Source organism: Mucilaginibacter psychrotolerans, from assembly GCF_004519315.1.
GTDB classification, from domain to species: domain Bacteria; phylum Bacteroidota; class Bacteroidia; order Sphingobacteriales; family Sphingobacteriaceae; genus Mucilaginibacter; species Mucilaginibacter psychrotolerans.
The window spans coordinates 125,190-144,375 of the sequence record NZ_SOZE01000011.1; the positions used below are offsets into that span (position 1 = coordinate 125,190).

Here is a 19,186-nt window from a genome sequence, read left to right on the forward strand (position 1 = left end):
TAACAAATTGTTAAGTGGCGAGAAAGCTTAACCTTGTGTTTAGGCTAATTAAATGTCTTATTTAAGAAGGCCTCCAAATCGGCACCTGTAATGTTCTTAGCCGCGATGTTGCCGTTAGGGTCTATTAAGTAATTAGAAGGGATAGCAGATATCTGGTATAAGCGCTCGGTAGGTCCTTCAAAACGCTTCATTTCAGATACATGCGTCCAAGTTAGCTTATCGGCTTTAATGGCACCTTGCCATGCGCCTTTTTCTTCATCGAGAGATATACCCAGTATCTGGAAACCCTTAGGATGGAATTTTGCATACTGTTTAACCACGTTAGGGTTTTCGCGGCGGCAGGGAGCACACCACGATGCCCAAAAATCGAGCATCACATATTTGCCTTTATAGTCGGATAATTTCACCTGTTTGCCATCAATACTGGCCATGGTAAACTCAGGTGCTTTATGCCCAACCGATACGGGCTTCACGGCATCCATCTGCGCCACAAAGGCTTTTACGCTGGGGTTATCTTTAAATTCGCCCCTGATGGCATCTGCAAAGGCAACCAGCTGCTGCTCGTATTTAAACTGATCCAGGGAGGTAGCTGCATAAAAACCCGCCAGGGAATGCTTGTTCTTCTCTACAAATTTCAATACTTCCTGGCTGTTATCATCGATATTCTTTTGGAATACGGGCATGTATATCTTCAGCAGTGAATCCGATTCATGGCCTATCGAGTCGGACTTTGCCCTGTACTCCTCGGTTAGTTTGCTGTTTTTGTCGCCATAGAAATTGCTGATACGGTTAAATTCTTTGATCTGCCCGGAAGTTTCGGAACCGGTGATCTCATACGCGTGGGCAGGGTCTTTCAAATCCGTGGTCAGCTTTATATTTTCGCCATTTTGGGCTACAATATCAAATATATTGCCGTTGATGCTCAGCTTGAACAAATTGGCGTATGGGGTACTGTGCTTAAATTTGAAGTTACCACCATCCAGCGCAACCGAATCTACGGGGATAACGCCCGCGCTATCTGCAGCCAACAAATACACTTTGCCGGTTTTGCCCGGATTTTGTATGATGCCGGATATGGTAAAACTATCGCTATCCTTGCACGATGCTAAAAACAGGGCTGCGGAAAACAGCAGGGGGGCAAACAGGCGGATCTTCATTACTATTTAGATTCTAGTTCCTTTATTAAAAGCTGGTTGGTTTTCTTGGGGTCGATTTTTCCTTTGGATATTTTCATGATCTCGCCCATAAACAAGCCTAAAACGCCCTTTTTACCCTTTTGGTATTCGATAACCTTATCGGGGAATTTGGCCAGCGCGGCGTGTATGAACTCATCCAGCTGCGATGAGTTATCGCTGATGAGCAGGTTTAGTTCCATGGCTACATCGGCGGCGTTCTTGCTGCCATCGTTAATCAGTACGGGGAATATCTTGTGTGAGGCAACGGAGTTGTTCACCTTGCCGTCGTCTACCAATTTTATCAGCCCGGCAAGTGTGGCGGGCTTTAGGGCGATATCGGTAATGTGGATGCTATGGTCGTTAATATAAGAGCTTACTGCTCCCATCAGCCAGTTAGCGGCCGATTTATAGTTATCGGTGTGTTTGATAACTTCTTCGAAGTAGGTGGCAAACGCCTTATCGGCAGTAATCACACCCGCATCGTAATCAGATAACCCAAGTTCGGTAGTGAACTTCGCGAACAGCTCTTTGGGCAAAGCCGGCATTTGGCTGCGGATATCAGCCAGGTAAGTTTCGGTAATCTGTATCGGCAACAAATCCGGCTCGGGGAAGTAGCGATAATCGTTCGCCATTTCTTTGGAGCGGAGCACGGAAGTTTCGCCGGTATCAGCGTTGAAATTCAGCGTGTTTTGGTCTATGTGGCCACCGGCTTCTACCACCGCAACCTGGCGGGCAAATTCATGCTCAATAGCGCGCTGCACGTTGCGGATAGAGTTGAGGTTCTTCACCTCGCAGCGGTTGCCGTATTCGGGCGCGCCAAATAAACGTACCGATATATTGGCATCGCAGCGCATGCTGCCTTCTTCCATATTGCCATCGCAAATATCCAGGTAGCGCAGCAAGCGGCGCACTTCGGTTAAAAACTGACCGGCCTCTTCGGCACTGCGGAGATCGGGCTGCGATACAATTTCTATCAGCGGTACCCCTGCCCTGTTCAGGTCGATAAGCGAATATTCGTCGTGTTGGTCGTGCGAGCTTTTGCCCGCATCGTCTTCCATGTGGATATGGTGAATGGCGATATTTTTGGATGTACCATCAGCCAGTTTAACGGTAACATGGCCACCTATACAAATCGGGTGCTGATCCTGCGTGGTTTGGAAGCCCTTGGGCAAATCGGCGTAGAAATAATTCTTTCGGGCGAAGGTGTTGTTAAGGTTGATGGCACAATTGCATGCCAGACCCATCTTAACGGCGTACTCCACCATTTTTTTATTGGTGCGCGGCAAGGTACCGGGATGCCCTAATGAAACGGGACTCACATGCTCATTGGGCCCGGCGCCAAAAGCTGCCGAATCTGAAGAGAATGCCTTACTTAAAGTGGATAATTGCGCGTGTATCTCTAATCCTACAACTAATTCGTACTTATCGCTCACGCCGCCTGTTAGAACTGCCATATTATAATTCAGCTGGTACTCAGCGTTGATTTAAACCTGCCAAATATAATGTAATTTATGTTTTTTGGGGCATTTTTTACAAATAGCCTACAATTTAGGTGGATTTTATTACACGTGGTTTTTAAGCCTCAAAGAGCCACACAGAAAGCTAAAACTTTTTAGCCAATAACCTGTTACGCAACTGCCCCTGCGGTTTGCAGGGTATTATAATACGATACCATGAAAAAAATTATCTTAGGGATGCTGGCTGTTTGTTTTTTTACAGCCGCATCTGTTACCCCAAGCCAAGCCCAGGTAAGCCTTAACATCAATATCGGCACCTGGACACCCCCGGCAGAATATGCCGATGCGCAATATGTTTACCTGCCCGATGTGGAGAGCTATTATTACGTACCCAAACAACAGTACGTATATATGGACGGCGGCCAATGGGTATGGCGCAACAGCCTGCCGCCACGCTATGCCAACTATAATATCAACAATGGCTATAAGGTAATTGTGAACCGCCCGCAGGCCTATCGCTACTTTAACACCGACCGTACCCGCTACGCCAGGTACAGAGGATCTAATAAGCAGGTGGTAGTACGTGGCAACTCTTACGCAGCACATAAGAAGAACTATGTGCGCAAAACAACGGTTGTGCGTACAAACAATGGCGGCCCAGGCCGCGGTCCCGGTAATGGTCACGCCCCGGGTGGCAATAAAGGCCACGGTGGTGGCCACGGCCCGGGTGGCGACAAAGGCCATGGTGGTGGCCACGGCAAACACTAAACAGCAAGCTATAAAATATGAAGGCCCTCCGAGTGATTGGAGGGCCTTATTTTTATTACTTCATAATCAACTTGTCATTTCGAGGAGCGGCGCGTGAGGCTTAGTGGTGGCGCGACGCGGCAACCATCGGCAGGAAGGCCGGATAAGCAAAGCGGAATTCCTCACCACCACGTCATTGCGAGGCACGAAGCAATCTCCCGGTAAGCAGGGCGGACCTGCAAAGTGGCTCGTCATGCGTAGAGATTGCTTCGTTCCTCGCAATGACGAAGGGGTGATTCGGTTGTTGGTATAGCGCTGCTTACCCTACAAACCCCTTCGCCTTTTCCAACGCCTTATCAATCCCGCTGGCATCGCTGCCGCCGGCTGTGGCGTAGAACGGCTGACCGCCGCCGCCGCCTTTTACTTCTTTGGCCAGTTCCTTTACGATGTTGCCCGCATGCAGGCCTTTATCTTTCACCAGGTTCTCGGCAATCATTACGGTGATGTTGGGCTTACCGCCAATCTCCGCAGCCAGCACCAGGAACAGGTTGGGCACGATATCTTTCAGGTTATAAGCCAGGTTCTTTACCGCATCGGCATTGGGCAGTTCTACGCGTTGGGCAATAAAGTTGATACCGTTGATGCTTTCGGCTTTTTTGGCCAGTTCATCTTTTAAGCCGGAGGATTTCTCCAGTACCGATTTCTCTATTTCCTTTTTCAGGCGGTTGTTTTCTTCCAGCAGGCTTTCGATACTCTTGCCGATATCTTTCGGGTTCTTCAGCAGTTCTTTTACCTGCTGCACCAGTTTGGTTTGCTCGTTGATGTAGTGCTCTGCCGCGATGCCAGTGATAGCCTCGATACGGCGAACGCCTGCAGCTACAGCACTCTCCGATATGATCTTAAAGTAGCCGATATGCCCGGTTGCTTTTACGTGCGTACCGCCGCAAAGCTCCTTGCTGAAGCTATCGTCAAAGGTAATTACGCGCACATACTCCCCATATTTTTCGCCAAATAGGGCGGTTACACCGCTGCTGATGGCTTCCTGGTAAGCAACTAAACGTTCCTCCTTCAAAGGTATGTTTTCGCGTACTTTTTGGTTGACAATGGTTTCTATTTGCGCCAGTTCTTCTTCGGTCACTTTGGCGAAGTGCGAGAAATCGAAACGCAGGTAATCGGCGTTCACCAGAGAGCCTTTTTGGTTTACGTGCGTGCCCAACACCTGTTTCATGGCAGCATGCAGCAGGTGCGTGGCGCTGTGGTTGCTGTTGGTGCTGTTGCGGCGTTCGGCATCAACTATGGCGGTTAAAGCATCCTCCGGGGTACTTGGCAGTTTATCCGTAAAATGTACGATAAGCCCGTTTTCTTTTTTGGTATCGGTAACCTCGATGATTTCCCCGTTAGGGAAAACCAGTTCGCCCTTATCCCCTACCTGGCCGCCGCTTTCGGCGTAGAAAGGTGTTTTATCCAACACGATTTGGAACTGCTCTTTACCCTTAGCCGTTACCTTGCGGTATTTGATGATGTGGGCAATGGTTTCGGTTTCGTCGTAACCGGTAAACTCAACGGCTTCGTCTTCATCTTTTACCAATATCCAGTCGCCGGTATCGATGGCGGTTGCAGCGCGGGAGCGGTCTTTTTGGGCTTGTAGGGCGGCTTCGTAACCTTCGGTATCAACTATTCTTCCCTTTTCTCTCGACATTAACTCCGTTAAATCAAACGGGAATCCAAACGTATCTGATAGCTTAAATGCAATTTCTCCATCAAACATCGGAGTCAAACCTTCTGCACGCATTTTATCTGCTGCTGCACTTGTGGCGTATATGTAATCCTCAAAGATGTCAATTCCTTTCTCCAGCGTCCTCAAGAAAGAAATCTCCTCCTCCAAAATCACCTTCTGCACAAAATCCTTTTGATTCCACAACTCATCAAACACGCCTTTAAATTGCTCCGCCAGTAAAGGCACCAACTCATTAAAAAACGGTTCTTTAAAGCCCAGGGTTTGATAGCTGTAACGCACCGCACGGCGTAATATCCTACGGATAACGTAACCGGCTTTATTGCTTGCAGGCAACTGTCCATCGGCAATGGCAAAGCTGATGGCGCGGATATGATCGGCCAGTACGCGCATGGCTACGGCATCGGCCCAATCGGCGGCCCCACCCAAACCCTCCCCGGAAGGGAGGGCTTTGGAATTGTATTTCTTCCCACTTTTCTCTGCGATGAACTGTATCATCGGCTGAAAAACGTCAGTATCGTAATTACTTGTTTTGCCTTGCAGCACCCGCACTAAACGCTCGAAACCCATGCCGGTATCCACATGCTTATTAGGCAGCGGATGCAGCGAACCGTCTTTCACGCGGTTGAACTGCATGAATACGTTGTTCCAGATTTCGATAACCTGGTCGTGGTCGGCGTTAACCAATACAGCTCCGCTTACTTCGGCGCGCTCGTTATCCGGGCGGCTATCAAAATGCACTTCCGAGCAGGGGCCGCAGGGGCCGGTTTCGCCCATTTCCCAAAAGTTGTCTTTTTTATTGCCAGGGAGGATGTGCGCGTCATCTACATACTGTTTCCACAGTTCGAAGGTTTCGGTATCTTTTTCAAGGCCTTCTTTTTCGTCGCCTTCAAAATAGGTAACATACAGGCGGTCTTTATCCAGCTTATACACTTCGGTAAGCAGTTCCCAGCTCCAGGCAATGGCCTCTTTTTTGAAGTAGTCGCCAAAGCTCCAGTTGCCCAGCATTTCAAACATGGTATGGTGGTAGGTATCAATCCCCACTTCTTCCAAATCGTTATGCTTGCCGCTTACGCGCAGGCAGCGCTGGGTATCGGCCACGCGCGGTGCTTTGGCTGGTGCCTCGCCCAAAAATACGTCCTTAAACTGGTTCATACCCGCGTTGGTGAACATCAGGGTAGGGTCGTTTTTAATGACGATGGGCGCGCTGGGTACGATAACGTGCCCTTTAGAAGCAAAAAAATCAAGGAAAGCCTGGCGTATTTCGGTAGCTGTCATCATGGGGCAAAGGTAGGAAATTGACCGCTGATTTTTCGTTTATGATTTGTTTTCAAAAGGCACTCAAGAGGGCAGTTTTAATGATTAAAGGATTTCGCTGAGTGTCTGAACCTTGATGAATAGGATTGAAGGATTTACCAGATGTTATTACGGCTCAAAATCGTGATAATCAATAAATCAAGCGAATCATGGTTCAGACAAAATAATCATCGAACTCTTAAAATCATTAAAATCAACGGTTCAGATGACTATAATTGTCATATGAAAATACAAATCATGGGCGCATCCTGCGCGGGCTCTACCACCCTGGGGCGCGCACTGGCTCAGCGTTTAAATATCCCCTTTTTTGATACCGACGAATACTTCTGGGTACTTACCGATCCACCCTTCACCACCAAGTGCGAACCGGAACTGCGTAATGCCATGATCAAAGCCGATATGGCTAAGCACGAATGCTGGATACAAGCCGGGTCTGTCATTAAATGGGGTGCCGACTGGGAGGAGATGTTTGATGTGGTGATTTTCCTGTACATTCCGCATGAACTGCGTATGCAGCGGCTTACTGCACGGGAGGTGGAGCGCTACGGTGATATCATCTATACCGACCCTGCCCGCAACGCCCAACACAAAGAGTTCGTAGCCTGGGCCGAAAAGTACGAAGATCGTACCTTCAGTGGCCGTAACATAAAGGCACATGAAGACTGGCTAAGCCGGGTAGATGCCAAAGTATTGGAGATTAGAGGCGATACTACAGTAGAAGAACGGGTGGAAAGGGCGGTGTCGTTTTTAAAAGACGAGTTTGGATTTCCATCTAATAAAAGTTAAATTTGTTTATGGAGACTTTGACAATCGACATCCAAAACGAACAAGAAAAGAAAGTACTTTTGGCTTTTTTTGATAGCCTGAATTATCATTACCGTACTGATAATGAAGATTATGAACTAACGGAAGAACAGATTGAAACGGTAGTTCAGCGCAAAAACGATTTTTTGCAGGGCAAAACAACCGCCCGCCCGTGGAGCGAAATTAAAAAGCGTTACGAGGGTGTTTAGCTTGTAATTATTATCCGAAGCAGAAGCCGAACTACAAGAAGCATATGACTGGTACGAGGAGCAGCTTACGGGCTTAGGCGACAGGCTTTATAAAGAAGTAAATTATTACCTCGGTCTTATTGAATCGAATCCACATCGTTTCGCAATTAAATACCAAGACGAATTACGCACCGCCAGGTTCAACAAATTTCCCTATCTCATCATGTTTTGGGTAGACGAGATTGGACATATCATATACGTCGTTTCGATTGTCCACTCAAAGCGTAACCCCAAATACCTCTAATCAACCTGGCAGAAACAATTACGCCGCCAACCTGTTCGCTTTTACCACTTCGATCATGTAGTTGTTCATCAGTTCGTACTCGGAGATGATTACGCTAAAATCTTCGAAACGAAGGCCGTCTTCAAATGCGTACAAGGTGTAGCCGCGTTTGTTGCCGTCGTACTCGCCAAGTTCGTACACTTCGTCGTAATTTTTGCTTTTTATTTTTGCGCCGCTTACCAGCTGGTAAGAATCGGATATGTTTTGGAATGTGATGTTCTTCATAGTACGGATGCCTATGCAATTTCTTTGCCAAAAATTTTGAGGGGAAATCGCTCGCAGATTTGACTCACCCCGACGACCCGCATGCGCGGGCGTCGACCCTTTCTGCTGCGCAAAGAGGGTGAAGAAAGACGAAGAGATAAAAAAGAATGAAAAACCTAACCACAATATCTCCCCTTCTTTGCGCAGCAGAGAAGGGGCAGGGGTTGAGTCGACTCGCGACGCGGCAGGTGGCGGCGTGCAAAGCGGGTTAGCAAAGTGACTGCTTTTATGATGGTGGGAGATTTGACAACTTTTAAAAAGTTGTCAAATCTGAAAAAACTGGCAGGTTGCCGTCATGCAAAACGTGTTAGCAAATTGGCCACTTTTATGATGGGGTTCTGAAACAAGTTCAGAATGACGATTATCAGCTACCCAAACCACTCAAACAACTCCGCTTGCTTAAGTTTAGCTTTTTCTGCCGATGGGATATCCTTGAGGATTTGGCCCTCGCCCATTTGAATGATGCGGGTGCCATAATTGGCGGCATCTTTTAAGTTATGGGTTACCAGTATGGCGGTGAGGTTGTACTGTTTTATCAACTCATCGGCTGTACGCATTACTTTTTCCGCAGAGCGGGGGTCGAGGGCTGCGGTGGGTTCATCCAACAGGAGGATTTTGCATTCGTCCATCACGCTCATTAGCAGGGTTAATGCCTGCCTTTGTCCGCCGGAGAGGGTACCTATAGGCTGTTCGGTTTTATCTTCCAGCCCCATGCCCAGGGCGGCTATTTTATCGCGCACCAGTTGTTTAAAGCTTTCGTTTTTGCCGATGGTGAGGCCTTTATTTTGGGTGCGCAGGGCTGCCAGGCGAAAGTTATCCAATATGCTCAGATCGGCAGCCGTGCCCGATAGTGGGTTCTGAAAAATGCGGGCTATCCATTTGCTGCGGCCATAGTCGGGCAGTTTGGTGGCGTTGTTGCCATCGATGGTAACCGTGCCGGTATCAGTAAATATAGTACCTGCAACCATATTCAACAACGTGGTTTTCCCGGAGCCGTTGGAACCAACGATGACTACAAATTCACCCTGCTTTATCTCCAGGCTGAGTTTACCCAAAGCCTTCACCTCGTTAGGTTTCCCTGCGTTGAAAGTCTTGCTGATGTCTTTCAGTTCTATCATGCGTTGCGGGAAGTTAAGCGCGGCAAGCCGACGATAATCAATACAAATACAGCAGTTACGATCTTCAGCATATTGGGGTTAACGCCTATGCTCAGCGTAAGCGCCAATACAAACTGGAATATGATAGCCCCCGCCAGCACCAGCACCAGGCTGAGCCATACCGACGTAATCTGTAACCAGTTGATGAGCGTTTCGGCAATAATCACCGAGCCGAGGCCAATAATCACCACGCCTATCCCCATGCTGATATCGGCGAAGCCCTGCATCTGTGTAATCAGGTAACCGCTAAGGGCTGTAAGTGCGTTGGCTATAGCCAAACCGATAATCTTCATCCTATCCGTATTCACGCCCAAGGCACGAATCATAGGTTCGCTGTTGCCGGTGGCGCGCATGGCTATGCCAAAATCCGTCTTTAGCAGGTAACCGATAAGCAAGGTAAGCGCAGCAACAAACAGCGAGAGTATAATCAGCGAGTTTTGATTCGGGTCGGTTAAGAAATTTACCACCGAAAACAAAGTAGGCAGACTAAGCAATGGCAGGTTCGATCGTCCCAAAATAGTGAGGTTTACAGAGTACAGAGCCGTCATTACCAAAATACCGGCCAGCAAAGCGTTTATCTTCAGTTTGGTATGGATGATGCCCGTGAGCGCACCGGCAGCGGCACCTGCAGCTATTACCGCCAGCAATATCAGCCAGCCCGGCTGGTTATGCGTAAGCAGTATGCCTGTAACCACACCGCCCAGCGTGTAGCTGCCATCAGTAGTAATATCGGGGATGTTGAATATCTTCATGGAGATGTATATCCCGAAGGCAATCCCCGCGAAGCATAGCCCCTGCAATAAAGCGGTAAGGTAAAAATCCATTATTTTACGGCGGTGTAGTCGGCAGGGATGGTGATGTTGTACTTTTTAGCTGCGGCTTTGTTATAAACCCGCTTACGCACTTTTACCATCTCCAGTTTAAGGCCATCCGTTTTGTGCGTTTTTAAAAATTGTGCTGCCTGCAGACCGCTTTGGTAACCCCATTGGTAAATATCGGCACCAAAGGCCGCAACCGCACCGCGTTGTACCAAACCGGCCTCGCTGGTAAATATGGGTACGTTATGTTCGTTGCAGCTTTTCAAAATCGTTTCAAATGCCGCAAATACCGTATTATCGGGGTTGGCAAAAAAGGCATCAATACCCTTACCAAGTATGGCCTGGGTAACTAACTGTGCATCGGCAGATGAATTCAATGGCAGTGCGATAATCTTCACGTTTAGTTTATTGGCCAGCCCCTGTATGCGTGCCAGGGCGTCGGCAGATTGCGGCTCGCTTTGGTTGTAGATCATTCCGATGGTCAGCTGCGCCCCTTTCGGCTTCAGCAATTTAGGGATGATCGCAAAGGAGGTATCAATATAGTTCAGGTCCTCCATGGTGCCAAATAAATTGGCAGGACCCTTACCGGCTGCATCGGCCACTTTCATTCGCTCGGGCGTAGGCGATACCATCTGAAAGATGGGTATTGTTTTTGTTTTTTGGATAGCCGTTACGGTAGACAGCGTGGTAGAGGTGGCCAGCAAATCAACCTGCTCTGATACGAACTGGTTTACAATTGTGGTAAGCGTTGGGATGCTGCCCTGCGCATTGCTATATTTTATTTCGATGTTCTTTTTTTCTTCGCTGAAGCCATTATCCTTCAGGGCCGCAACAAAACCGTCTTTGGCTTGGGATATAGTGGCATCTTCAAAAGCATCCACAAATCCTACAACGGGCACACCGTTCTTTTGGTTGGTTTTACAGGAAAAAAAGGCGGTGATTGCTAAAGCGGTGAGTAAAAGCCTGGCAGTTTTCATAACATCAAAAGTAGTTAAACGCGGTCGTTTTTAAAGCGCTGTACAGGCGTGTTTTGTCTTTGAAATATCAGAATTTTCTTATCCCGATGCTTTTTTTACTTAATTTAGCCCATAATGATACCTATTGTTTCGAAATTACCTCAAACCGGCACCACCATCTTCACGGTAATGTCGGCCCTGGCTGCGGAGCTTGGCGCAATCAACTTGTCGCAGGGTTTCCCCGATTACGATTGCGCGCCCGAGTTGGTCGAGCTGGTAAGTAAGGCCATGAAAAGCGGCCATAACCAATACGCGCCCATGCCGGGACTGATGACCCTGCGCGAGCAGATTGCCATTAAAACCGAAAAACTTTACGGTGCCGTTTACAATCCCGATACCGAAATTACCGTTACCGCCGGTGCTACACAGGCCATATTTACGGCCATCAGCGCTGCCATACATCCCAACGACGAGGTCATCATCTTCGAGCCTGCCTACGATTGCTATGCCCCTGCTATCAAGCTGATGGGCGGTGTAGTAAAATCACTGGAACTGAACCCGCCCGATTACCGCATCGCCTGGGATATGGTGAAACGCCTTATCAACGGCAAAACCAAAATGATCATCCTCAACTCACCGCATAACCCCACCGCAACCATTGTGCGCAAGGAGGATATAGACGAGCTGAGCGCGTTGGTAAAAAACCAGGATATACTGATACTGAGCGACGAGGTGTACGAGCACCTGATATACGACGGCGAAACACACCATAGCATGGCCCGTTACCCCGAACTGCAGCAACGCAGCTTCATCGTATCGTCGTTCGGCAAAACTTTTCATGCTACGGGCTGGAAGATGGGCTATTGCCTTGCCCCTGCTTACCTCATGACCGAATTTAGGAAAATACACCAGTTTTTGGTATTCAGCGTGAACGCGCCTATGCAGCATGCCATAGCCGAATATCTGAAAGATGAAAATACTTATCTAAGCCTGCCGGGGTTCTTCCAGCAAAAGCGCGATTACTTCCGTGAGGGACTAAACGGCAGCCGTTTTAAACTGCTTCCCTGCGCGGGATCGTACTTCCAGTCAGTAAGCTATAATGGCATTACCGATGAGAAAGATACAGACTACGCTATCCGGCTCACCAAAGAAATAGGCGTGGCTTCTATACCCGTTTCGGTGTTCTACAGGCAGGGTACCGATAGCCACATACTGCGCTTTTGTTTTGCCAAAAGGCAAGAAACCATCGATAAAGCCGTTGAAAGGTTATTGAAGGTCTGATTTCGATAGACCATAGTCCATAGTAGGATGTGGGGTTGTCGCTGTATTTTATTGACCAAACTCCATGGACTATTGACCATGGACTATTGACTAAAAATCTGCTTATGGATAATTTGAAAGTTACCGTTTACCAGGGATATTTGTTTTGGGAGAATATTGATAAAAACCTGCAGAATATATCGCTGAAGCTATCGGGCATCCGCGAGAAAACGCACCTCATCATCCTGCCCGAAATGTTCAACACCGGCTTCAGCATGAATGCCGAAGCGCTCGGCGAAGAAATGGGCGGCAAAACCATGCAGTGGATGGATGTCATCGCCAGGAAGTACGAATGCGTGGTAACCGGCAGCTTGATAATTAAAGAAGAAGGCAAATATTATAACCGCCTCATCTGGATGCGCCCCGACGGCAGCCACGAGCATTACGATAAACGCCACCTTTTCGCCCTGGGCAAAGAACATAACACCTACACAGCAGGCACCAAAAAGCTTATCGTTGAATTAAATGGCTGGAAGATATGCCCCATCGTCTGTTACGATCTGCGTTTCCCGGTGTGGCTGCGCAATGTAAATGAAGAATATGATGTACTACTTATCGTAGCCAACTGGCCCGAACGCCGCGCCCTGCACTGGCGCACCCTTATACCAGCCCGGGCGGTTGAGAACCAAAGCTATGTAATAGCCGTGAACCGCGTAGGCCACGATGGCAACGAAGTGTACCACTCCGGCGATTCAACTTGTATCAGCCCAAATGGCGATGTAGTGTACTACAAACGCGACGAAGAAGACCTGTACACCTTCTCCATCATCCACGACGAAGTAAAGAAAATCCGCCGGGCCCTGCCGTTTTTGAAGGATGCGGATGAGTTTAGGTTAAGTTAGAAAAGTTGGAGTGGTTGAAAAAGTTAGAGAGGTTAAAGAAGAAAAAAGCTCTTTCCTCCCGCCTTTCTAACTTCTATTCTATCCCAAACCCTTCTGACTTTTCAATAACTTTTCTAACCCTTCCAACTTCTCCAACCTTTCTAACTTTTTAACAACTTCTACAACCCTTACAACCTCACCCAACCAATATTTCTTCCTATTTTGCGTTATCCAAAAAAAACTAAAAAAGGCTTTCTACATGAGATTGATTATACGCGGTGCATTACTGTTATTTATTTTAAGTTCGGCATTGGGCGCATCGGCCCAGGATACCGTTAAAACTGCGGCAAAGCCCAAAAAAGAGAAGAAAGAAAAACCGCTAAAGAAAAAAGAACTCACCCAATATGTAAACCCCTTTATTGGTACCGGCGGGCATGGGCACACTTACCCCGGCGCAGTGGCCCCGTTTGGTATGTTGCAGTTGAGCCCCGACACCCGTTTAGAGGGCTGGGACGGCTCATCGGGCTACCATTACAGCGATACTACGGTTTATGGTTTTTCGCACACGCACCTCAGCGGTACCGGCATTGCCGATTACTGCGACGTGCTGTTTATGCCAACCACCGGCGAACCGCAGTTCAAGAACACCGATTACCGCTCGGGCTTCAGCAAAAAGAACGAGTTTGCTTCGCCTGGCTACTATAAAACCAAGTTGAACAAGTACGCTATCGAAGTAGAGCTTACCGCCACCACGCGTGCGGGCATGCACCTGTACGATTACCCCAAAACCGATAAAGCCAATATCATCATCGATCTGCAGCACCGTGATGAGGTGCTGGATTCCTGGATAGAAGTAGTAAACGACCACGAAATACGCGGTTTCCGCCGCTCTAAATCATGGGCCAACGACCAGTATCTTTATTTCTACGCTAAATTCTCTAAACCATTCAAAACCTATGGCATAGCACTTAACGACCAACTCCAGACCGGCCAAAGAAAGGTACAAGGCAAAAACGTAAAGATGTACATCCAGTTCGATAACCCCGGCGAAGTACTCTCCAAGGTGGGCATCTCATCTGTAAGCGTTGATGGCGCGCTCAAGAACCTCGATACTGAAATGCCCGATTTCGATTTCAAGAAGATACTAAAAGCTACAAAAACTGCCTGGAACGACGAGCTGAACAGGATACAGGTAGAAGGCGGCGCACCACCCAAAGCGCAGCAGCAACAAGAGTTAGGGCCGTATGGCTATCCAACCCATATGAAAAAAGGTGTGGACCTGCCCGACCCTGCACGCCGTAAACAGGTGATGTTCTACACGGCGCTTTACCACTGCATGCTGGCACCAAACATCTATAACGATATAGACGGGCAATACCGCGGACTGGACCAGCAAATACATACCGCCACCGGCTTTAACTACTACACTGTTTTTTCCCTATGGGATACCTTCAGGGCAGAAAACCCGCTGCTTACGCTCATCGACCGTAAGCGCACCACCGATTTCATCAAAACCTTCATAGCCATGTATGAGCAGGGCGGTTTGCTGCCCATATGGCCGCTGGCCTCCAACGAAACCTTTTGCATGGTGGGCAACCACTCCATCCCGGTAATTGTTGATGCCTATGCCAAAGGCATCCGCGATTTTAATGCCGAGGAAGCCTTCATCGCCATGAAAGCCGCCGTGAACCGCAAACAGTTCGGCCTGGATAACTATGTAGCAACAGGTGCAGTAAATGCAGATGTGGAGCACGAATCGGTTTCCAAAACGTTGGATTATGCTTACGATGATTGGTGCATTGCCCAAATGGCAAAAATGCTTAACAAGCCAACGGAATACGCCGAGTACATCAAACGCGCGCAATACTGGAAGAACGTTTTCAATAACGAGAATACCTTTATGCAGGCCCGCGATAACGGCGGCTGGTACACACCTTTCGAGCCTACCGAAATCAACAACAACTACACCGAAGGCAACGGCTGGCAGTACAGCTTTTTGGTGCCGCAAGATGTGGAAGGCCTGATCAAAGCGATGGGCGGCAAAAAAGAATTCGAGATAAAGCTGGATGAATTATTTAGCACCAATGCCAAACTAAGCGGCCGCGAACAGGCCGATGTTACCGGACTGATTGGCCAATACGCCCACGGCAACGAGCCGAGCCACCATATTGCCTACCTGTACAACTTTACCAATGCGCCCGATAAAACCGAATATTACGTAAACAAAATACTGCGCGAACAATACAGCGATAAACCTGATGGCCTATCGGGCAATGAAGATTGCGGGCAGATGTCGGCCTGGTATGTGATGAGCTGTTTGGGTATCTACAACATTGCGCCGGGGCAGCAGCAGTTCCAAGTGGGCGTGCCGCAGTTCGAGAGTATCATCATCAGCCTGGAGAATGGCAAACGGTTCAACATCAGCAATTCCGGCGCAACCGTTAGCCGCGACAATAACTTTTTGCAGGGCCTTAACCTGGATGGCAAAGCATATAACAAACTGTACCTCAATTACGAAACCATTGTGAAGGGCGGCACCTTCGAGGTTTTCAGCGGAAGGATAGCCAATAAACTCTTCGTGCAGGATCTGGAGAAACCTACGTCGGCCATCACCGATGAGCTTATTGTGCCGAACCCCTACATCGTGGCCGGCACCAAAACCTTTAAAAAGCCCATTACGGTAGAAATTAAATGCATTGATACCGCAGCAAAAATATACTACACGCTGGATGGCACCACCCCTACCGCAGCATCGCAGATTTACGATAAGCCGATACAGATATTGGTAAACACTACGGTTAGGGCTATAGCCATAAACAACGGCAAGAGCAGCTTTGTGGATGAAGCCACATTTATCAAGATACGCAGCGACATCAAACTGACGCTCACTAATAAATACCTGCCCAATTATTCGGCGCAGGGCGATGAAACGCTGATCAACGGTATCCACGGCACCAGTAACTGGCGGCTGGGCAACTGGCAGGGCTACCAGGGTAAAGACCTGGAAGCGGTGATAGATATGGGCACGGTGAAACCCATTACCAAATTAAGCCTGGGTACGCTGCAGGATAGCCGCGCCTGGATCGTTTTCCCACAATACGTGCAGTACTGGATATCTGACGATGGCAAGAACTATAAACTGGCGGTAACGGTAAACACTAAAGTAGACGTAAAAAACCTCGACGTGCAAACCCAGGAATTTGCTGCAACGGTGAATGTTAAGGCCCGTTACATCAAACTCATAGCCAAACAATATGGCCCCCTGCCCGATTGGCACGAAAGCAAAGGCAGCCCGTCGTACATTTTTGCAGATGAGATAACGGTAGAATAGTGAGTGGTGAATAGAGAGTGGAGAGTGGTTGATTTGCAAATCAGCTTTCTGCTTTAGACGCTATATTTTGAGCTTAAAGATGGATGAAAATCTTTTAAATCGTGTACGCGAAGCGTTGGTGGATATATCGCCCATCGAAGAAAAGCGCATGTTTGGCGGCATCTGTTTTATGGTGGATGATAAGCTCTGTATATGCGTAAACAGCCATGAAATGCTCTGCCGCATTAACCCGGATGATTTTGAAGCCGCACTGGAAATGGACGGCGTACGACCCATGCAGCAGCGCGAACGCACCGCCAAAGGCTACGTTTTTGTGCTTGAAGATGTGCTCAACAACAAAAAAGATTTCGACTATTGGGTAAATAAAGCGCTGGCCTATAATAAAATTGCAAAGGCAAGTAAAAAGAGGAGAAAGTAACACACCATTCACTAAAACCAACGGCAATAAAGGTGGATGAACTATGCACCTTCATTGCCGCCCCATTTATGGGACGGAACCGATGCAAAGCCGCTTCATATTCGGTTTATGCTTGCTACCCAACCGTTGGTTAAAACCAACGGCAATAAAAGTGGATGAACTATGCACCTTAATTGCCGCCCCATTTATGGGACGGAACCGATGCAAAGCCGCTTCATATTCGGTTTATGCTTGCTACCCAACAATCGGTTAAAACCGACGGCAATGAAGGTGGATGAACTATGTACCTTCATTGCCGCCCCATTTATGGAACGGAACTGATGCAAAGTCGCTCTGTATTCGGTTTATGCTTACTACCCAACCGTCGGTTAAAACCGACGGCAATGAAGATTGATGAACGATGCGCTTTCATTGCCGCCCCATTTATTGGACGGAACTGGTGCAAAGTCGCTGTGCATATCAAACTATGTCATTGCGAAAACAGTGCGCGGGACTTGAGCGAAGCGTTTGAAGCAAGCTCATAGGACGGCGGTGTACATGGGCCCATAAACGTCCTATGAGATTGCCACGTCGCCCCCTCGCCCACTCCCCGCACTGCGACTCGCAATGACATGGTGACGTTAATCCCTCAATCAATCCCAATTAAACGAAACTTCCCTATTGTTTAGTTTCCATTTGGTTGGCCATTGCGCGTTCATCCAATCCAATGGTTCGCCGGTTGGTTGTACTTTGGCGGCCTGGGCAAAGGCAGTTTTAATGGCAGCCTTTTTATCGGCATCCAAAAACTCCGTCTCGGCAGATATAAACAGTGGCGAGCCGCTTTCTGCCAGCAATTGCAACCACTGGCGGTTCCTTTCCCAGGCAATATCGTGGGTAAGTCCCACGCAATCGCCATCGGCGGCATAGAAAGTATTGTTTTGCGGCAGGCGGAACGCAAGGGTGTTCACGCCATATTTTTTGGTACGGTCCCATTCCTTGCCGCTGGTGTCGTCGCCTATGCGGTTCAGTTCGAATACGCCAGCGGATAGATGGCTTACGGTATTACAACCAATGACGTACATATCGCCGGCTGCCTGGCGTATGGTGCCGTAAAGGGTATTGATAATCTCGGCGTTGGTTTTACTTTGGTCGTTAAAATGCCAGCCGGGCACCGTAAGGCTGTCTTTCATTTGCGAACCCCAGCGGCCAAATATATCCCAGCTACTGTAATCGTGCTTTACCATATCATAACCCCATTGTTTGTACAGGCTGATGTTGCGCTTCACCCTTTCCAACGTTTCGGGCAAGGTGGGGTCGAGTATCTTTTCGTCGGTATTGCTGCGGGTAGGCAGTTTTGGTGCCAGCAACGAGGCTTTGTCGTCCTGCCGGGCAATCAGTGGGCGTGTCCACAAGCCGGGGCGCATGCCGATGCTTTTGATTTCACCGGCCATTTTATGCATATCCTTAAATTTATCGTTCACTATCGAAAAATCATCCGGTTGCTGCCAGCCATCGTCGATTAGCGAAAACGGCTTATTCGAGGTATTGGTAACAAAACCAGCCATAACCGTAGTTTGCTGCTTTACGCTTTCGAATGAGTTTTTGCCATACATCACATACCAATCGTTTATGCCATAAACCGGCTGCTTTGGCAGGCGTGGTTTGGCGCACATTTGCTTGCAAAAGCGGGTTAAAGTTTCCCACGGCCTTTCACCGGCATGGCTCAGCGTGGTAACAATATCCGCCGCATGCAATTTGCGCTGGCCCAGCTTTACGCCATCTCCGCCGGAGCGGGTATCCATCGTCAACTGCAGGCTATCATCGGCCACATCCCACCAGCATAGGGTGTTGCCGCCTGTCTTCACACCGAAGGCTGATGTATCTTTCCCATCGTGAAGCAGCACATACCAGGGGTTGCGTACGCCTGCTTGCGGCGCTTTCCAGCCCAGGTCGGCATAGCTGCGCTCCCAGTGGTCGCCAAGTACTTTACTGTATTTTTTTGTCTGATATTTCCATTTAAGGCGTACAGATAACAAGTCGGCCGTTGGAGATTGTATATAAACAGCCTGCGCATTGCCTGCTGCTTTCAATTCTACGCGTAAGTCTTTATAGGTATAAGCAGCGCCGCCTGAGGCTGTTAATTTTACCCAGCCTTCGGCTAATTCGGCCCAGGCTTCGTCGGGATGGTTGATAATGGCAGTGCCGGTGCCGGTCGCAAAAGTGAGTTTGCTGTACATTACGGCGGCCATTGAGGCGGCGGATAATTTTATAAAATTGCGTCTTAACATAGGGTATTTTAATGGGTGGGATAAATGTAACCAACACGGTTAATAATTATCGATAAACTTGTAACAAT

15 protein-coding genes and 1 pseudogene are annotated in these 19,186 nt (G+C 48.4%); 8 read left to right on the forward strand and 8 right to left on the reverse strand.

Annotated features, from left to right (window positions below; translation table 11 throughout):
- Positions 1–44: 44 nt before the first annotated feature.
- Positions 45–1,157: a TlpA disulfide reductase family protein gene (locus E2R66_RS12900; protein WP_133231185.1), complete on the reverse strand. Its 1,113-nt coding sequence runs from the start codon at positions 1,155–1,157 to the stop codon at positions 45–47.
- 2 nt (positions 1,158–1,159) lie between these two features.
- Positions 1,160–2,629: an Asp-tRNA(Asn)/Glu-tRNA(Gln) amidotransferase subunit GatB gene (gene gatB, locus E2R66_RS12905; RefSeq protein WP_133231183.1), complete on the reverse strand. Its 1,470-nt coding sequence runs from the start codon at positions 2,627–2,629 to the stop codon at positions 1,160–1,162.
- Positions 2,630–2,848: 219 nt separating this feature from the next.
- On the opposite strand from gatB, the gene E2R66_RS12910 reads away from it, so the two are divergent.
- Entirely contained in the window at positions 2,849–3,400 is a 552-nt protein-coding gene (locus E2R66_RS12910; protein ID WP_133231181.1) for a hypothetical protein, read from the forward strand.
- Positions 3,401–3,698: 298 nt separating this feature from the next.
- Here the strand turns inward: E2R66_RS12910 and alaS are convergent, their stop codons facing one another.
- Complete coding sequence (gene alaS, locus E2R66_RS12915; RefSeq protein ID WP_133231401.1) at positions 3,699–6,392, reverse strand: alanine--tRNA ligase; 2,694 nt, start codon at positions 6,390–6,392, stop codon at positions 3,699–3,701.
- Between the two features lie 261 nt (positions 6,393–6,653).
- Between alaS and E2R66_RS12920 the strand changes: the two genes are divergently transcribed.
- The 3 genes and pseudogenes from E2R66_RS12920 to E2R66_RS29285 all read left to right on the forward strand — a co-directional run.
- On the forward strand, positions 6,654–7,217 hold the full coding sequence (locus E2R66_RS12920; protein WP_158288407.1) for an AAA family ATPase: 564 nt from the start codon (positions 6,654–6,656) through the stop codon (positions 7,215–7,217).
- An 8-nt stretch (positions 7,218–7,225) separates the two neighbouring features.
- The gene (locus tag E2R66_RS12925) at positions 7,226–7,444 is read left to right on the forward strand and encodes a hypothetical protein (protein WP_133231177.1); all 219 of its coding nucleotides are present in this window, start codon (positions 7,226–7,228) and stop codon (positions 7,442–7,444) included.
- Positions 7,445–7,472: 28 nt separating this feature from the next.
- A pseudogene (locus E2R66_RS29285) lies at positions 7,473–7,727 on the forward strand (hypothetical protein); the annotation flags it as partial.
- Positions 7,728–7,745: 18 nt separating this feature from the next.
- Here the strand turns inward: E2R66_RS29285 and E2R66_RS12935 are convergent.
- The 4 genes from E2R66_RS12935 to E2R66_RS12950 form a co-directional block, all read right to left on the reverse strand.
- The gene (locus tag E2R66_RS12935; RefSeq protein WP_133231175.1) at positions 7,746–7,991 is read right to left on the reverse strand and encodes a hypothetical protein; all 246 of its coding nucleotides are present in this window, start codon (positions 7,989–7,991) and stop codon (positions 7,746–7,748) included.
- A gap of 407 nt (positions 7,992–8,398) precedes the next feature.
- Entirely contained in the window at positions 8,399–9,148 is a 750-nt protein-coding gene (locus E2R66_RS12940; protein WP_133231173.1) for an ABC transporter ATP-binding protein, read from the reverse strand.
- Positions 9,145–10,011, reverse strand: coding sequence for an ABC transporter permease (locus tag E2R66_RS12945; RefSeq protein WP_133231171.1), 867 nt, complete (start codon positions 10,009–10,011; stop codon positions 9,145–9,147). The genes E2R66_RS12940 and E2R66_RS12945 overlap by 4 nt, the downstream gene beginning before the upstream one ends.
- Positions 10,011–10,982, reverse strand: a complete 972-nt coding sequence (locus E2R66_RS12950; RefSeq protein ID WP_133231169.1) for an ABC transporter substrate-binding protein — start codon at positions 10,980–10,982, stop codon at positions 10,011–10,013. The genes E2R66_RS12945 and E2R66_RS12950 overlap by 1 nt, the downstream gene beginning before the upstream one ends.
- Positions 10,983–11,096: 114 nt before the next feature.
- Between E2R66_RS12950 and E2R66_RS12955 the strand changes: the two genes are divergently transcribed.
- The 4 genes from E2R66_RS12955 (at position 11,097) to E2R66_RS12970 (ending at position 16,851) form a co-directional block, all read left to right on the forward strand.
- Complete coding sequence (locus tag E2R66_RS12955) at positions 11,097–12,242, forward strand: methionine aminotransferase (protein ID WP_133231167.1); 1,146 nt, start codon at positions 11,097–11,099, stop codon at positions 12,240–12,242.
- Positions 12,243–12,346: 104 nt separating this feature from the next.
- On the forward strand, positions 12,347–13,123 hold the full coding sequence (locus E2R66_RS12960; protein WP_133231165.1) for an amidohydrolase: 777 nt from the start codon (positions 12,347–12,349) through the stop codon (positions 13,121–13,123).
- Between the two features lie 238 nt (positions 13,124–13,361).
- Positions 13,362–16,433 carry a GH92 family glycosyl hydrolase gene (locus tag E2R66_RS12965; RefSeq protein ID WP_133231163.1) on the forward strand — a complete coding sequence of 1,024 codons (3,072 nt, stop codon included), beginning with the start codon at positions 13,362–13,364 and terminating at the stop codon, positions 16,431–16,433.
- 79 nt (positions 16,434–16,512) lie between these two features.
- Positions 16,513–16,851 (forward strand): TfoX/Sxy family protein, encoded by a 339-nt coding sequence (locus tag E2R66_RS12970; RefSeq protein ID WP_133231161.1) that lies wholly within the window; start codon positions 16,513–16,515, stop codon positions 16,849–16,851.
- A 632-nt stretch (positions 16,852–17,483) separates the two neighbouring features.
- Here E2R66_RS12970 and E2R66_RS12975 read toward each other — a convergent pair.
- Positions 17,484–19,118, reverse strand: coding sequence for an alpha-amylase family protein (locus tag E2R66_RS12975; protein ID WP_134737928.1), 1,635 nt, complete (start codon positions 19,116–19,118; stop codon positions 17,484–17,486).
- Between the last annotated feature and the right edge of the window lie 68 nt (positions 19,119–19,186).

Excerpts from the sequence above, each read along its gene's own strand:
- E2R66_RS12935 (WP_133231175.1), bottom strand. The coding sequence starts at position 7,991 with ATGAAGAACATCACATTCCAAAACATATCCGATTCTTACCAGCTGGTA.
- E2R66_RS12945 (WP_133231171.1), bottom strand. The coding sequence starts at position 10,011 with ATGGATTTTTACCTTACCGCTTTATTGCAGGGGCTATGCTTCGCGGGG.
- E2R66_RS12965 (WP_133231163.1), top strand. The coding sequence starts at position 13,362 with ATGAGATTGATTATACGCGGTGCATTACTGTTATTTATTTTAAGTTCG.
- gatB (WP_133231183.1), bottom strand. The coding sequence starts at position 2,629 with ATGGCAGTTCTAACAGGCGGCGTGAGCGATAAGTACGAATTAGTTGTA.
- E2R66_RS12910 (WP_133231181.1), top strand. The coding sequence starts at position 2,849 with ATGAAAAAAATTATCTTAGGGATGCTGGCTGTTTGTTTTTTTACAGCC.
- E2R66_RS12955 (WP_133231167.1), top strand. The coding sequence starts at position 11,097 with ATGATACCTATTGTTTCGAAATTACCTCAAACCGGCACCACCATCTTC.
- E2R66_RS12925 (WP_133231177.1), top strand. The coding sequence starts at position 7,226 with ATGGAGACTTTGACAATCGACATCCAAAACGAACAAGAAAAGAAAGTA.
- E2R66_RS12920 (WP_158288407.1), top strand. The coding sequence starts at position 6,654 with ATGAAAATACAAATCATGGGCGCATCCTGCGCGGGCTCTACCACCCTG.
- alaS (WP_133231401.1), bottom strand. The coding sequence starts at position 6,392 with ATGACAGCTACCGAAATACGCCAGGCTTTCCTTGATTTTTTTGCTTCT.
- E2R66_RS12900 (WP_133231185.1), bottom strand. The coding sequence starts at position 1,157 with ATGAAGATCCGCCTGTTTGCCCCCCTGCTGTTTTCCGCAGCCCTGTTT.
- E2R66_RS12940 (WP_133231173.1), bottom strand. The coding sequence starts at position 9,148 with ATGATAGAACTGAAAGACATCAGCAAGACTTTCAACGCAGGGAAACCT.
- E2R66_RS12975 (WP_134737928.1), bottom strand. The coding sequence starts at position 19,118 with ATGTTAAGACGCAATTTTATAAAATTATCCGCCGCCTCAATGGCCGCC.
- E2R66_RS12970 (WP_133231161.1), top strand. The coding sequence starts at position 16,513 with ATGGATGAAAATCTTTTAAATCGTGTACGCGAAGCGTTGGTGGATATA.
- E2R66_RS12960 (WP_133231165.1), top strand. The coding sequence starts at position 12,347 with ATGGATAATTTGAAAGTTACCGTTTACCAGGGATATTTGTTTTGGGAG.
- E2R66_RS12950 (WP_133231169.1), bottom strand. The coding sequence starts at position 10,982 with ATGAAAACTGCCAGGCTTTTACTCACCGCTTTAGCAATCACCGCCTTT.